General features: G+C 38.1%; 13 protein-coding genes and 2 pseudogenes. 6 read left to right on the forward strand and 9 right to left on the reverse strand.

Going from position 1 to position 16,042, the window contains the following annotated elements; translation table 11 throughout:
* Positions 1 to 32: 32 nt before the first annotated feature.
* Positions 33 to 680, reverse strand: coding sequence for a LysE family translocator (locus R3X26_RS00100; RefSeq protein WP_317715088.1), 648 nt, complete (start codon positions 678 to 680; stop codon positions 33 to 35).
* Positions 681 to 803: 123 nt separating this feature from the next.
* On the opposite strand from R3X26_RS00100, the gene R3X26_RS00105 reads away from it, so the two are divergent.
* On the forward strand, positions 804 to 2,285 hold the full coding sequence (locus R3X26_RS00105; RefSeq protein ID WP_317715089.1) for a carboxypeptidase M32: 1,482 nt from the start codon (positions 804 to 806) through the stop codon (positions 2,283 to 2,285).
* Positions 2,286 to 2,389: 104 nt separating this feature from the next.
* Here the strand turns inward: R3X26_RS00105 and R3X26_RS00110 are convergent, their stop codons facing one another.
* Positions 2,390 to 2,668 (reverse strand): type II toxin-antitoxin system RelE/ParE family toxin, encoded by a 279-nt coding sequence (locus R3X26_RS00110; protein ID WP_317715090.1) that lies wholly within the window; start codon positions 2,666 to 2,668, stop codon positions 2,390 to 2,392.
* A 119-nt stretch (positions 2,669 to 2,787) separates the two neighbouring features.
* Positions 2,788 to 2,946 (reverse strand): hypothetical protein, encoded by a 159-nt coding sequence (locus R3X26_RS00115; RefSeq protein ID WP_317715091.1) that lies wholly within the window; start codon positions 2,944 to 2,946, stop codon positions 2,788 to 2,790.
* Positions 2,947 to 3,051: 105 nt separating this feature from the next.
* Here R3X26_RS00115 and R3X26_RS00120 point away from each other — a divergent pair.
* Positions 3,052 to 3,309 (forward strand): annotated as a pseudogene (locus R3X26_RS00120) (carboxypeptidase M32); the annotation flags it as partial.
* A 46-nt stretch (positions 3,310 to 3,355) separates the two neighbouring features.
* Here the strand turns inward: R3X26_RS00120 and R3X26_RS00125 are convergent.
* Entirely contained in the window at positions 3,356 to 3,619 is a 264-nt protein-coding gene (locus R3X26_RS00125) for a Txe/YoeB family addiction module toxin (RefSeq protein WP_317715524.1), read from the reverse strand.
* Positions 3,612 to 3,866: a type II toxin-antitoxin system prevent-host-death family antitoxin gene (locus R3X26_RS00130; RefSeq protein ID WP_317715092.1), complete on the reverse strand. Its 255-nt coding sequence runs from the start codon at positions 3,864 to 3,866 to the stop codon at positions 3,612 to 3,614. Before R3X26_RS00130 ends, R3X26_RS00125 begins: the two co-directional genes overlap by 8 nt.
* A gap of 145 nt (positions 3,867 to 4,011) precedes the next feature.
* On the opposite strand from R3X26_RS00130, the pseudogene R3X26_RS19050 reads away from it, so the two are divergent.
* Together R3X26_RS19050 and R3X26_RS00135 are read left to right on the forward strand one after the other, a co-directional pair.
* Positions 4,012 to 4,158, forward strand: a pseudogene (locus R3X26_RS19050) (carboxypeptidase M32); the annotation flags it as partial.
* 307 nt (positions 4,159 to 4,465) lie between these two features.
* Positions 4,466 to 5,797, forward strand: a complete 1,332-nt coding sequence (locus R3X26_RS00135; RefSeq protein ID WP_317715093.1) for an MFS transporter — start codon at positions 4,466 to 4,468, stop codon at positions 5,795 to 5,797.
* Positions 5,798 to 5,957: 160 nt separating this feature from the next.
* On the opposite strand, the gene R3X26_RS00140 is transcribed toward R3X26_RS00135, so the two are convergent.
* The gene (locus R3X26_RS00140) at positions 5,958 to 7,556 is read right to left on the reverse strand and encodes a sulfatase-like hydrolase/transferase (RefSeq protein WP_317715094.1); all 1,599 of its coding nucleotides are present in this window, start codon (positions 7,554 to 7,556) and stop codon (positions 5,958 to 5,960) included.
* Positions 7,557 to 7,646: 90 nt separating this feature from the next.
* Positions 7,647 to 9,413 (reverse strand): solute:sodium symporter family transporter, encoded by a 1,767-nt coding sequence (locus R3X26_RS00145; RefSeq protein WP_317715095.1) that lies wholly within the window; start codon positions 9,411 to 9,413, stop codon positions 7,647 to 7,649.
* Positions 9,414 to 9,608: 195 nt separating this feature from the next.
* Here R3X26_RS00145 and R3X26_RS00150 point away from each other — a divergent pair, with 195 nt between their 5' ends.
* On the forward strand, positions 9,609 to 10,481 hold the full coding sequence (locus R3X26_RS00150) for an AraC family transcriptional regulator (protein WP_317715096.1): 873 nt from the start codon (positions 9,609 to 9,611) through the stop codon (positions 10,479 to 10,481).
* Here R3X26_RS00150 and R3X26_RS00155 read toward each other — a convergent pair.
* Both R3X26_RS00155 and R3X26_RS00160 read right to left on the reverse strand, forming a co-directional pair.
* Positions 10,450 to 12,906, reverse strand: a complete 2,457-nt coding sequence (locus R3X26_RS00155; protein WP_317715097.1) for an EAL domain-containing protein — start codon at positions 12,904 to 12,906, stop codon at positions 10,450 to 10,452. The two genes, R3X26_RS00150 and R3X26_RS00155, sit on opposite strands and share 32 nt — an antisense overlap.
* Before the next feature lie 276 nt (positions 12,907 to 13,182).
* Positions 13,183 to 14,379, reverse strand: a complete 1,197-nt coding sequence (locus tag R3X26_RS00160) for a potassium/proton antiporter (protein ID WP_317715098.1) — start codon at positions 14,377 to 14,379, stop codon at positions 13,183 to 13,185.
* 461 nt (positions 14,380 to 14,840) lie between these two features.
* On the opposite strand from R3X26_RS00160, the gene R3X26_RS00165 reads away from it, so the two are divergent.
* Complete coding sequence (locus R3X26_RS00165) at positions 14,841 to 15,866, forward strand: right-handed parallel beta-helix repeat-containing protein (protein WP_317715099.1); 1,026 nt, start codon at positions 14,841 to 14,843, stop codon at positions 15,864 to 15,866.
* The last annotated feature ends 176 nt before the right edge of the window (positions 15,867 to 16,042 follow it).

Here is a 16,042-nt window from a genome sequence, read left to right on the forward strand (position 1 = left end):
AGCATTTACCGAACTAATATACCTGTAAAATGCTATATTTTCGGCACTGGTGGTTCTTCTAGCAATAACTTAATACCAAGCGCTATCAATACCGCACCGGTAATCCCCTCCATCCATGTCATCACAGAACCATTTTGCACCAGGCGTTTAGCAAAATTAATCGCCCCCGCGAGACCACATTGCCATACCATAGCTATAACAAAATGAATCATTGCCATTACTAATGACTGCAACAAAGGCGAGTAAGCAGGATCGATAAACTGTGGTAAAAAGGCTAAATAGAACACCGCTGTTTTAGGGTTTAGTACATTAGATAGAAATCCTTCTCTTAAAGATTTCATTACTTTAAAATCAGCGTGTTTTGCTTCATTAATCGCTAAACTACTATTGCCTTTGAAGGTCGCTCGCAGACCATTTACACCAAGATAAATGAGATACGCCGCACCTATCCATTTCATCGCTTGAAAGGCTTCGGCTGAGTGAAGCAAAATCGCCGAAATACCAATAGCAGAAAAAGTGGCGTGCACAAACAAACCTAAACAAATACCAAAACTGGTCACACAACCATCTTTCATACCCGAGCGGCTAGTATTACGAATAACCACCGCGGTATCTAATCCTGGGGTCAAAGTTAAAATCGTTATCGTAATCAAAAATGATTCGATATTTAAAATATGCATCCTTGTTATACCTTAAAAAAACTGCAGTTATTTCGTTATATCAGGTAATTAAGCGAAACCCAAGTCTTCTCTAACGTAATATAACAATGATAAACTGATTTTTTTCGTATTTTGGTTACTATTATGTCTGCTTACAAAGATCTCGAAACTCACTCAAAAAAAATTGCTCACTTCAATCACCTTGCCGCTATTTGCGGATGGGATCAGGCTGCAGTAATGCCAACAGGCGGCAATCAAGCGCGTTCTGAAGCAATGGCAGAGTTATCTGTTCATATTCATAAACTTATGACAGAGCCACAATTGGCCGAATGGTTCGATAAAGCGAAAAACGAGTCACTCAGCATCGAGCAACAAGCCAGCCTACGTGAATTAAAACGTACTTGGTTGCAAGCGAATGTTCTTCCAGAAGAGTTAGTGCAGAAAAAATCACTAGCAGGCTCTCGATGCGAACATGCTTGGAGAACTCAACGTGAACAAAATGATTGGTCTGGCTTCCAAAAAAACTGGCAAGAAGTCGTCGCTTTATCTCAGGAAGAAGCGCAAATCCGAGCCGAAGCAACAGGGGTTAGCCGTTATGATGCCATGCTGGATCTTTATGAACCAGGGACGACCAGCAACGCTTTAGATAGCTTGTTCAGTGACGTAAGCAGCTGGTTACCGGACCTAATAGATAACGCAATCGACCAACAAAAATCAGATATTCTTATCAAACCGAATGGTCACTATAGTAGCAGTACCCAGAAAGCATTAGGGCTTGAAGTAATGAAGTTACTTCAGTTTGATTTTACTCATGGTCGGCTAGATGAAAGTGTTCATCCATTTTGTGGTGGGGTTCCAACTGACGTTCGTTTGACCACACGTTACGATAGCAATGACTTTGTTCAATCACTTATGGGGACAGTCCATGAAACAGGACACGCACGATATGAACAAGGTTTGCCAAAAGCATTAGCAGGGTTGCCAGTGGGTGAGGCTCGTTCAATGGGGATCCACGAATCTCAATCACTCTTTTTTGAAATGCAAATCGGTAGAAATGATCATTTCATTTCTCACTTAGCCACAATGGCGGCAAAATCGTTCGAGAGTAAAAATGATCCTGTTTTTGAAAAAAGTAATTTACAAAAACTATACACCAGAGTTGAAAAAGGCTTTATCCGTGTCGATGCAGATGAGTTAACCTACCCTGCTCACGTGATTTTACGTTATGAAATTGAGAAAGATCTGATTAACGGAAAAATCTCTTATTCCGATGTACCGGAGTTATGGGATACAAAAATGAAAGCCTATTTAGGATTAACCACTAAAGACAATTACCAAAATGGTTGCATGCAAGATATTCACTGGACCGATGGCGCATTTGGATATTTCCCTTCCTATACATTAGGTGCGATGTATGCTGCTCAATTTATGGCTTCAATGAAGAAAACTATTGATGTTGATTCAGTAATTCAAAGTGGTGACCTATCCCCTATTTTCTCTTGGTTATCGACAAATATCTGGAGTAAGGGAAGTCTTTTAACAACGGATGAGTTGGTTAAATCTGCAACTGGTGAGACGTTAAATGCTGATCACTTTCAAGCGCATTTGAGAAGTCGTTATCTGTAACGAACCCTTGAGAGAACGGTCTGTTAGACTGTCCTCTCATTAAACTAATTTATCTAATTGAAATTCTTGATTATCTGATGCCGATATAGAGCGCTAATCAGATCTTACTTGGTATTCAAAATAAGCACCACATAAGCTTTATTATCGATTACTTCATATAAGCATCGATATGAACTATCTGACCTTTCCTGAAACTTAATGCCAAAATCTAACAGTATTGCGTTGAATCTGTAACGTTCAGGATTCTCAGAGATCGCATCAAAATTCCGATCTACTAAACCATCGGTAAATACTGCCACTTGCTCTTCGGAGTCATTTTCAACGCCAAGAGATTCCATTTCTAATAAACTGTTAACCGCCATTTCAGTAAAAACAACTTCCAAGAGTTAGCTCCTTGCAGCGCGAAGGCGATCTAACACCTGCTCTTTTGAATGAACACGACCAACAACAACATCTTCTTTAGCCATCATAGCCAATTTTAATAGCGCATTTGCTTGCCGCTCTAGATGGAGAACCCTTTCTTCCTGCTCTCTTTCTCCGCTGTTTGAATATATAGTTCTGCCGTACCATTTTTTGTTACGACACAACCTCCTTTAAATGCATCGGGATTACCAAGGCAGTCTTTTTCTGCACGTTGCGACATTGTATGAGTCTTGTTCATAGCGACCTCACTAAAAGTTATACAGAAATCTTATGTCAGGATTACGCTGTGGGCAAATACGACCTCAATTTACCCACACACTTTAGTGATCACTGTTCACCAGACAATGGCGCATTTGGCTATTTCCCTTCCTATACATTAAGTGCGATGTATGCGGCTCAGTTTATGGCTTCAGTGAAGAAACTGTTGATGTTGATTCAATAATTCAAACTGGTAACCTCTCTACTATTTTCTCTTGGTTATCGGAAAATATTTGGAGTAAAGGGAGTTTGTTGACCACGGATGAGTTGGTTAAATCTGCGACTGGCGAAACGTTAAATGCTGATCATTTTAAGTCCTCATTTAAAAAGTCGTTACTTGTAATTAAGTAGTATGCATGCGAGCAAATGTTCGCATGCAAAAATATCTGTTAGTAATGATATCTACATGAAATTATAGTAATACTGCCTTCATCTACTGCATAAACTAACCGATTAGTATCGTCGATTCTGCGAGACCAAAATCCCGTTAAGTTTTCTTTTAAAGGTTCAGGTTTCCCGATACCTTCAAATGGTGAGCGCTTAACATCATTTATCAACTTATTTATGCGCCGAAGAGTCTTTTTATCCTGCCCTTGCCAATATACATAACTGTCCCAGGCTTCATCGGTCCACACCAACAACCTGTCATTCATCAACTAAATCTCGCTGAGTTACTCTTCCATTTTTGTATTGCTCGATTGAGCGACTTAAATGTTCCGCATTAGCAGGGGATCGTAGCAGGTGAACGGTTTCCATAAGACTATTGTAATAATCAAGGGACATCACAACAGCATCCTGAGTATCACGTCTTGTAATAACAGTTGTGTCTGCATCGTTGACGACACCATCCAAAACGGCTTTTAGACCATTACGTGCTTCTGTAAAAGATACGATTCTCATAGAGCCTCCATATGTACAACTTACTGAACAAGTATATCTAAATCATACTAGCTGTACAAGATGTTGAACATGTAAACTACGAGCATTATCTGAGACAGTAACAAAGAAATAACCAACTTAGAATGCAAGTTACATTCTGCACTAGACAGACGGCGCATTTTGCTATTTCCTTTGATACGCATTGGGCGTTGTGTATGCTGCTCAATTTATGGCTTCAATGAAGAAAACTGTTGATGTTGATTCAATAATTCAAAGCGGTGGTCTATTCCGTTTTAAGACCTTGTTTCAAAGCCGATCCTGCATACGGTGAAGGAATAGGTCGCTTACTTAATATAGATAGCAGTGAGTTCATTATATAGTTTCTAAACTATTCAATATACCTTCGATCATTCGGGCAGTGGAGTTTATTACTCTATCGCTTTTTCTTTTGTCTATGTCTTGTTTAACAACCGCACAAACCCACGAAATTGTACCTCTCGTTATTCAATCAGAACAGTGAACGTTATGGCTAAAACTCGACAGTTTAACAACTGACCTTTTACTATTGAGTAAAAGAGGTATATACATGATCTTATATAATTTAAAGTTTTGTATTTTTCATGACGCTTAAAGAAATTCTTCAAATCGGTAATGTACGCTACTTCTTAATGTTTCGAAGCAGCTACTTTGCACGTTTTTATTATCCAGTATTTACCTTGCTCTACTTAGACTACGGTTTAAGTCTGTCTCAATTTGCCATGCTTAACGTAGTTTGGGCCGCAACCATTGTTCTAGCGGAAGTTCCATCCGGTGCATTTGCCGATACTCTGGGACGTAAAAAACTGGTGATACTGTCTTCAATTGTCATGTTTATTGAAATTACCATGATCGCTGTCGTTCCTACTGGCAACCCTTCTTTGGTCTTCGTTGTCTTTTTGATTAACCGAATATTAAGTGGCTTAGCCATGGCTTTAGCAAGCGGTGCCGATGAAGCCTTAGCTTATGACACCTTAAAGGAACAAGGCAAAGAAGAATTATGGCCAAGAGTTCTACAAATCCAACTTCGTCTTTCCTCTAGTATCGGCATTTTTGTCACCTTACTGGGCGCAGCCATGTACGACGTAAACGTAATGGCTCACATTTATCATATACTCGGCTTAACAGAACCCGAAAGCACGCAGGAAATCATGCGCATCCCGGTTTATGCTACCTTGATTGTCGCTATGGTTGCCATTTATTCAGCGTTCAATATGGAAGAAGAGCAAAAACACTTACCACATAATCACAATAAAATATCCACCACAATTGCCAGTTTAAAACTCACACTAATCACAGGGAAGTGGGTAATTTCTACCCCTTATGTACTATTTATTTTGCTCTATTACAGCTTGTTCGAACACACGTCTCGAATGTTTTTAACCATGAACAGCCAATACTATAAGGCTATCGACATACCAATTATTTATTTCGGTTTAATTGGCGCAGGGATAAGTTTACTCAAGATTATTTTAGCCGCGCAAAGCCGTCGATTAGCAGAAAGCATGGAGCCTAAAAAGTTCATTGCAGTGATGGGGTTCGCCTGTATTGCGAGTTACTATGGGATAAGTTTAGGTTGGTCGATTTACGGAGTAATTCCTGCCCTAATCTTAATATTTATTATTATGACAATGAATATTTTCATTAGTTACCACCTTAATAAACAGACCGAATCACACAATAGAGCAACGGTACTAAGCTTTAAGGGGTTAATGTTTAATCTTGGCTATGGATCTATCGGTATCTTGTATGCTTATTACTATAAACTGCTTTCTAATAATTACACTGAACAACAAATAGAACAGCATATTGACTTCTTAGCTTCGCTTTCTTCTTTCTTTTATTACTTTACTTTTTTATTCGTTGCCATCAGTACGGCATTCTATTTTAACAATAAGAATAAACCTATTTTTTAAAAAGAGTGGTGTAGAGGTGAATAGCACTAGCTGAATTTTGAATCACTGATCTCTTATGCATCGTCAAGGAAAAAGGTCTGCTCCCAGCTGGATTGTATTTATTCTTGTTCAATCGCAGACCGTTATATTGATTTGGGAGAAGACCATTGCTTGAAGTCAATTAATAGATTGGCTTAAGCATCTGCATATCATTATTAGCGTCCTCAGACAAATACTCCATATTGTGAAGACGATATGAAGCCCAATAGCCACGCCAGCGCGGATCTGAACTTAACACTTCAGCCATTTTATTTACCAACTGCGGACGCAACTCTATGCCGACAGTTTGGTAAAACTGATTAACTTGAACATCGGCATCAACATCATAAAGTTCTTGATAACCAGTTGATACGTTATAGCCATAGAACCACTCTTTTCCCATTAGTTCGATGCGAATACCCGCGCCTAGGTTCATACCTACATGCATGCCCGTTTGAAATACCGGTTCCAACTTATCTCTATCCTGCCCTTTTGCTACTTTCAACAACTCACTTCCTTCCATATGGCAAGGTTTATCTATACCGGCAAATCTGAGTAATGTTGGCGCTATATCCAATGCAGAACATACGGTATCGACATTTTTGGCCACTGGTAGAGCTGATTTTGGCGGTTTTAAATATAACGGAATAGCAAAGATATCTGGTTGGAAATACACACCTTTATCTGCCATTCCCAGACGACCATTCATGTCGCCATGGTCCGCAGAAAATACCACCACACTCTCATCCCAAAGACCTTCGGCTTTAAGATAGTTAATAATACGACCAACCGCATAATCAATCACTTCAACTTGAAGTAAATGACCGACAATATAATCAATCACGGTCTGTTCATCGTACATACCCCAATATTTTCGGTACAGATGATAAATAGGGTTATCTGGCATTTGATCAGATTGCTCAAGACCGAGATAACTCGCAGGTAGTTTTACCGCACGTTTAATCTCTTGGTACCTTTGTTCAAAACCACTAGGTATCGAATAGGGTTGATGTGGATCAAAAAAGTCTATTTGTGCGAAAAATGGTTGGTTAGGTTCTTGTCTTCGTGCTGCTTTTATTTGACGAACCGTGAGATCGGCAAGAAACGTAGAATAATGTGCCTCTTTGGGAAAATCTGAACCGTCTTGTTGCTCTATCCAACCGCCAAATGAATTGGCAGGCGTTTCTCTATCGACGCGTAATCCTTTAAGCTCATGACGATAACGTGGTAATTTCACTGCCATATCATCAATGAAATCAAGGTATCGATCATCATCGGCTAATGGTGGCCCCCAACGATCCCAAGCGTGTAAGTTTTCACCAAAAGTACCAATAAATTTATCCACACCAACGTGACACTTACCAGAGTGTTTCATCACGTAGCCTTCCGATTTAAGATAATCTTGAAAAATTGTATCGCTTACCCGTAAATCAACTTGCGAACCAGATGGTGCACGTTCACCGTTGGTTAAGTAAGGTGGATGCATACCAGTAAACATCGCAGCTCTTGCTGGACCGCATAAAGGACTAGTCGTATACGTACGTGTAAAACGTGTTCCGTCTTTCGCTATTGCATTAATATTTGGTGTATTAATTACTTGAGAAAGTGGTCGATTATCGAAGTAACAATCTGGTGAGATCATATCAACCGTAATGAAAATCATGTTAGGTTTCTTGACCGAAGGATCCGTGTTGTAGCCACCTTCGCGCAGTTTAGGTTTTAAGAATTTTTGATTCATCATATATATCCAAAATAGAAGCCAATAAGTTGATAATTAAATGTAGGTAAAAGGACAGGTTTAGATCCCTGCCCTAGTTAAGTAAGCTTTTTGTTAGGTCAGTTTTTCTGCAATGACATTCTGTTGGGTTTTCCTCTGAATCAACCGATGTATTCCATAACAAATCGCCGCCACACTTATCAAGACTGCCACCACTTTAATCGCACTTCCTTGACTACCTAAAATACCGATGTTAGAAAAAACGGTGTAAAGTACAGCCAGCATAGCGATAATTGTCCAGCTTGCTGTTGTCGCATGTTTCCATGGTTGAACTTCAACTTCATCTGTGGCTTTTTGTTGGTAAGGAGTGTCCATAGGTTTGATATATCGCACAAGCATCATAATAGCCACCATCCATAAGAAATTCAGACCAACAGTATGCAACCAATGTAATTGAAACCAACCGAAGTCATTTTTAAGTACAAAATTAGCGATAAAAAAAGTTAACATGCCGATTGGCAATGCAATGTATGCGCTTAATGCAGGTGTTCGTTTAGAAACCACACCAACCAAAACAACCGTTAGAATTGGTACATTAATTACCGCCATAATGGTTCTCATTAACGTATACAAACCATCCGATTGAGCGATCCAAGGAGCAATACAAACACAGATGGCAATGGTTACTGAACCAAAGATTTTCCCTATACGCACCACACTTAAATCATCGGCGGTCGGATTAATTATCTGTTTATAAATATCTAAACTCACCAAGGTTGAAATGCTATTCACTCCACTGTTAAATGAACTCATCACAGCACCAAATAACACTGCACCGAAGAATCCGGTTAGCCAAGATGGCATCACTTCACGTACTAAAGTTGGATACGCCATATCTTTGGCTAAAATAACTTCACCTGCATCGGTGATACCTTGTGTCGGTACGGTAATCATACCTTTTTGATGCATATGCCAAGCAATGATGCCTGGAAGGACCAACATAGCGACACCAAACACTTTCATCATAGCGGCAGCGAGCACACCCTTTTGTCCTTCTGCTAAATTTTTAGCCCCTAACGAACGTTGAACGATAGCTTGGTTAGTACACCAATAGAATAAATTGATCAGTAAAATACCAGAGAAAAGTGTATGCCAAGGTACAGAAGCGCCTTCACCGATGCCTGCCGCAGCCATGCGCTCTGGCGACTCACTGATAACAATATTAAAGCCATCAGCTATACTGCTATCGCCTAATTGATAAAGGGCAAGAATTGGAACTAAGAATCCACCAAAAAGTAAACCAACCCCATTGACGGTATCTGAAACCGCTACCGCTTTTAATCCTCCAAATACCGCATAAACTCCGCCAGTAATACCTAGACTAATAACCATAATCCATGTCGCTGCATTTTCACTTACTCCTAAAATATCTGAAACAGTGAACAATTTACCTAGCGTAATTGCTCCGGCATACAAAACAAATGGAAGAAAACCGATGACAATTGCATAAATAAAAATAAACGAAGCGACCGAACGCATACGCTTACCATAGCGAAGCTCAAGAAATTGAGGAACAGTTGCAACACCACCTTTTAAGAACCTTGGCAGGAATACCACCGCCAGCACAATCATCGTCACGGCTGCGACAGTTTCCCAAGCCATTACATTTGCACCGTTCATAAATGCATTACCATTTAATCCGGTAAGTTGTTCTGCAGAAATGTTGGTTAAAAATAAAGAACCAGCAATAACAAACCAAGGCAAACTGCGCCCTGCTAAGAAATAGCCAGTTGTTTGATTGAGGTTTTCCTCTTTTGTTGCTTTGTATGAAATCCAAGCAACTAAAAGAGTAAACGATATGAATGAAACCATTGCTATCATTTTTTACTCTCCGTGTAGGTACGTTATTATTTATTTGTTTTTTTTATATAAACAATCACTTCATTCAGAATGAGTACTTAATGTCTACTCTCCATCACAAAGATAATTATCTTTTTGTTTACCTATGGAAATATAATTTAATTTAATACATCATCCTATGTACGTTACGAACCAATGAATGTAAAAAACGAAACTATGAAGAATGAACCATTAGTTATTACTAAAAATGTGAAGTTCAGCAGTGTTAGCATCCGTTCATTTTGGGATGTAACCGGTGACGAAAGTTATATCAACGCTTGGCCAAGAGATAGAAAACTGCCTTTTTCTGATAACACACTAGTGATAATATATACAGAAAAAGGCAATGGAATCATAAGATTAAATGACAAAAGAGAAATTAAAACGCTTGGTAATAACTTGACATTTCTAGATCCTAAAACAATAAAAAGCTATCAATGTAATGGCTTAATTTGGAAGCTATTTTGGATAGAAATATATATAGAGCCAGAAATTTATAAATTAATACCTAAAGAAAAAGTGATCCAGATCGACAATCATAGACATTTCGAAATTCAATTTGATGAACTTATCAATACGTTAGAACAAAAAGAAAAACTTGCTCGTTTTTATGCTGCAGCATTATTTAATAAAATATTTTATGAATGGCTTACAATGTTAAACCACGAACCTCACTCCAAATCTTATAATAATGTAAAGTTTGTTATAGAGGAAATGCACCATCGTTTGTCGGAGAATTGGCAAGTTAAATCAATGGCAACATTTGTTGGTTGCAGTGAACAACATTTGCGTAAGCAATTTTTGACCCATACCAACAGGTCACCCAAAGACTATTATCTTCAATTGAAAATCGACATTGCACTGGGTGTACTAAAACGCGGAAATAAAAACGTATCTCAAGTAGCAACTGAACTCGGTTTTTCGGATCCATTTCACTTTAGTAATGTTTTTAAAAAACGCTTCGGTTACTCGCCTTCAAGCGTGACACCTCTAGCCAATAGTACCCGTCACTTTGTGGCTAAAGAAATCGCTTCTCAAACTCATCCATAGCAATAGCAGGAGACCAAAAATAGCCTTGCCCGACGCTGCCTCCTAGTGTTCTTATCATTAGCAACTCTTGTTCCGTTTCTATTCCTTCAATAACCACTTGCGCACCAAGCGCGTCGGCCATATTTAATAACGTTTTTACAATCGTTTGATTCGTAGTGTTATCTTGAATTCCTTTAACAAACATCATATCAATTTTTACTTCATCAATATTTAATTGGCTAAGGTAAGCCATTGACGAGTAACCCGTCCCAAAATCATCGATTGAGATAGAAAAACCTAAGTTTTTAATTTCTTTAACTTTATTCAATAATTCTACAGAATTATCTAGATCTTGAGACTCCGTAATTTCTAATGTGATGCACCCTACATCGACTGAATATTTCTCACTAGTAATTTGCAAGAAATCTACAAAATCTTTTTGTTGCAAGTCGAGCACTGAAATATTGATAGACAAGTTGATACTCATAGGATGCTGATGTAACCAAGCAAACATTTTTTCAAATGCAATACGAGTCAAATCATGCAGTAGACCCCCCTGCTCGGCGATTGGAATAAATACACTCGGTGCAACTCTACCCAAAGAAGGATGGAACCAACGCATCAACGCTTCCCCCGCAATGACTTTATTGGTCGTAAGATCGAGTTGAGGTTGTATATAAACATCAAGTTCTTGTCGAGCTAATGCTTCTTTTAACAATTGATGAATTCTAACATTTTTCTCGACTTTCTCAGTCATTTGTTGATTGAACGGTAGCCATTTCAGGCCACGTTTTTGAGCTTCTAATAGGGCGAGATAAGCCGTTTGGTGCAACTGCGGAAAATCGTCTTCAGAATTAAGCAACCGCGAACTTGATGACGTCATATGTAGATCGGCTAAATAGCGGCTGTCTGTTAAACCTTGTTCCCATATAGCTAACAATTGCTCTACTTGCTTCTCAGCCGTTTGGTCATCGGTAACAAACAGCAGCACTTGCTGAGGAGGAATACAGATACAAAAATACTTTTTGTCTAAAACCAGATCAATGTGCCATGGTAAATCGGACACCTTACTTGATATGTTATGGTAAAGATTATTAAGTTCAGATGTTACTCTCTCTGTACCTAATGCACTAATAAGGTGATCGACACCTTCTAAGTAAATCAACACTAATTTAATACGCTTCAAATCTATACCTCGGGCAATAAACTGCTCCTTAGCTACATGCTGATAAAAGTTCTGATTAGGCAAATTCAAAGTTTGGTCGATTAATCTTTGATGTTTCTTTTGTTTTTCTTGATATTGCAACCTTTTAGCTAAACTAATCGACAATAAGTACAGTTCAGCTAGTGAACCAATAAGAAAACTGTGCATGGTAATGATATTTTGCGGCAATATATTAATATAAGTAAGATAACCACAGGTTGCACCAGTAACGGTGCACAACCAAGAGAGTAGATAATATGATGCGGGGGAATATCGCTGTTTCAATGCAATTACAGCTGTAGAAATACAAACATAACTAACAATAATAATAAATGGGATATTGATGAGCATACGTTGCAGCTCAAGCAAATTGTAACTTACTACCAATACGACAGGGAAAACCCACTTACTTTTATCAATTAGCCATCCAATTCTAGGTTGAAACTTCTTAATATCAATAAAGTGTTGGCCAAACATCAACGCACACCAACCAGTTAATAAATGTAATACCCCCATATGATTAGCAAGCCAACGACAAAGTGCATCAGGCATAATCAAATAGCCAAATCCATGCAATGGCGCAAATTGGAGAAACATAAATAACTGAAATAGCATATACCATGCATATTGAGCGCTATTAGGGTTCAATGAAAAAATGAAACCATTATATAAAGCTAACGCAAGGAATATCCCAATCGCACAGCCCCACAGAAATAATGTAGCGAATTCTGTATATTTAAAGGTTTGCTCGTCCATTAAACTCAAGGGCATTATCACAGGCCCATCACTCTGTTTTCGAATCAGTAATGTGAGGGTTTGTTTAGAATCAATGGAAAACCGAAAAGCATCACCAGTATATATAGCTTGTGACACCGGACGGTCGTTAACCCCGAGCTTTATACTATTAACTAGTTGATCTTGTTTGAATAGATAAACATCCAAAAATTGTAACAGGTGATTTTCCGAAACGAGCACTAGAGCTTTTGGTTGATTAAGTTGGTTTGCAGACACGTCGATCCTATACCAATAAACATCATTATTTGGAGATATAGATTGTTGGTACAAACTCGTTTCAAAAATGGCTGAAACTTGTATTTGCTCGACACTACTTCGCTGAATATCCAATGCGGTGTGCAGTGATCCTTTCAAGTTCAACTGTTTGAAAGAGTCATTAATCGTGATATCGGCTGCGAACAAACCACTACTGAATAATAGAAGCAAGGTCAAAATAGACCTGATCATATGTGATAACAATCCTTCTAACCTTTATTTACCAATACCTTTTGCTATACGGCCTTATAATTAATACTGTTTATATCAAAAAACTAACAACATGGAATAAGCAAATATTGGTATATTCAAACTAAAGAATATGTCACTACACGGATATATCAAGAAAATAAATTATTGATTTGTATTTATTCCTTTCTGCTACCGGCATTTGGTCAATGGACTATTTAGAAATATCGACAAACAACCTAGCCCACCAGTAAACTTTTTAATTAGTAGGCCTAGAAGTTATTTTTCGGGTTCAATATTAAGCTGTAATTTTTTTGCCAATGGGTCAATCGCACTTCCTTGGCAGAATACCGAAATAAGCACGATAAAAAAGACCATATTCACGATCGTTAATGAGCCACTAACACCAGCCGCCGCGGGGATTAAAGCAAACACCATCGGAGTCGCACCTTTTAAACCAATCGCAGAAATAAATAAGCGTTTTTTCCAAGTCGCTTTAGGAAACAACAAGTAACAAGCTTGAACAGCTAACGGTCTAGCGACCAAAATTAATAACGCAGCAGGAACCAATGAGTGGACAAAAACACCAAATAATTGTTGAGGGAATATTTGTAAGCCTAGTACGATAAACATCAATGCTTGAGCCAACCAGGAGAGGCTATTAAAGAAATGTTTACTTACTTCACGTCCCCTTCTTACTCCATTACCGATAACAACGCCCACCACATAGGATGCTAATAGAATGTTACCACCGGCAAACTCACTGCCATAAGTCGCCAATGTAAAGCTACAAAGAATAAATACCGGAATTAACCCATACTCATTTAGTTTAATATGATTAAGCAACCAAACGCTAAGTTTGCCTACCAAGAAAGCAACCGTTAAGCCACAAAATATTTGAATGAACAATTCGGTGCCAATCGTTCTGGCGGAAATTGGCAGATCAGGCGCAAGGGCAAGTTCAGTAAGGAGAACCACTAAAATAAGTGCGATTGGGTCATTGGTTGCCGATTCAAATTCAAGTACAGTGTCTGTCTGTTCTTTCAAATGAAGCTTTTTCGACTGAAGAATAGAGAAAACTGCAGCGGCATCAGTGGAAGAAACAATAGCCGCAAAAAGCAAGCAATGTATAAAGGGCAAATCTAATACAAATGAAATCAGTATCGCAAAAAATAGTGTGGTAAATAGCACACCTAACGTGGATAAAATCCCTCCTTCACGATAAGCAATACGCACACTAGCCATCGGCGTATTGAGACCTCCCACAAACACAATGACGTTTAAGGCAATTGCCCCAACTAAAGAAGTCGTTTGTAAATCATCATAGACAAAATTGAATTCGCCGTTTCCCAACATTAAGCCCACACCCATAAATATAAGAAGGGACGGCATACCAAAAGTACGGGATGGGTGGTGTAAAAGTATTCCGATAGCCACTAAAGCAGAAACACTGATGAGAATAAGTTGGTACGACATTAACCTTCCTTTGATTTGTACAAATACACGATAACTTATATTAGTTTACAACTACCGCGGTTCAAGGGGTAGCCAACAAAGCGAATTTAATAGCCTTATTTTCTTGTAAGATTACAAGTGACTGGTGAACGGCGAATAAATGGTTTTTAAAAGAAACAACAAGTAATTTACCACAAATAGACGTGGCCGACTCTGTTAGAAATGTCATTACATATTAACAATATTGAAATATTAAGACCAATAGTATGGTGTCACAGTCACTCAAAAAATAGCTATACGCCAACACTACTTTTATCAAATAGACTTAATAACCTTGTTTTATATGAGAAAAGGATGCAGATGATATGGAAAATTTATTGACGATGTCAAAATTTTGTATTTAATATCCTATACTGCTAAGAGAATATCATTTAGCGTCACCAACTACTGAAAATACAATATTTTCATAAAAGGAATTAAATATGTTACGTCTTTTGGTTTTTCTTTTACTCTTTATCCAACTGCCCTCTTATTCTGCCGTATTAAAAGAACTTGAAATTGTAGTCGATGGCAAAAGTGTAACAGACATGAAAGAAGCCCAAAAACTAATTGTAGATGGCAGTACGATATATTTAGGCCCTGGAATATATTTACAAGGAGTACATATTAAAGCGAATGATGTGGTTTTGTCGGGCAGCGAAGGTACACATTTTATGAATGCTATTATTGAAAACAAAGCCGCAATTATTACTTCTGGCAACAACATAACCATAGAAAACATTGAATGCAGTAAAATTCAATCGACGTCGAATAATGGTGCTTGTATAAGGCATCAGGGCGAAAATCTTACTGTATCAAATGTTTATTTTCATGATAGTGAACAAGGCATTCTCGAAAGCCATAACAATGGCACAACGCTAGTCAAATACAGTCGTTTTGAACGCTTGGGTTACAATGGAAGAGCTCACGGAATTTATAGTAATGGTGGCGAATTAATCGTAGAGCACTGTTCTTTTATCTCCATGTTAAGCCAAGCTCACTCCATTAAATCTCGGTCAAAAAAAACCACTATAAACCATACCTTAATTTCCACTAACAAAGGCCTTGATAGTCGTCTGGTCGACATTTCCAACGGAGGAGAACTGACAATCACTAACTCTATATTGCATCAAAACAATAATACCCAAAATAGACAAGTCATTGGATATGGTCTGGAAAAAATGGCGTTTGACAGAATTCATACTATAAAGATTCTGAGTAATTTGGTGATTATGGAAAGAGAAAGAGGCAATCAACTGTTAGGACTACCAAATTGGAAAGATGGTCATGTCCCATTTGATATAAATGTATTTGAAAACATTCTTATTGGTGAGCATGTGGATCATGAAAAATGGTCGGACGCGAATTATTATTTCAGTGACAGAAATGAAGCCGGATTATCATTACAAACGTTACCACGCCTATCAGCACTACCACAGCTTTTTGAATATTTATCAAACCGTAAGTAAATAGATTTCACTGACAACATTAGGTTTTTGGAAAAATTGGAACATTTTATTTCACATAATGTTGCTTTACCACGACGATTAGATAAACAATCTACGTCTTTATAACTTATATTATAGCCAATAACTTATGATGGTATTTTATATCGTAAAACAGTATGCTATTGCGCTAACTTATT

It is taken from the genome of Vibrio sp. TH_r3 (genome assembly GCF_033101115.1).
GTDB lineage: Bacteria > Pseudomonadota > Gammaproteobacteria > Enterobacterales > Vibrionaceae > Vibrio.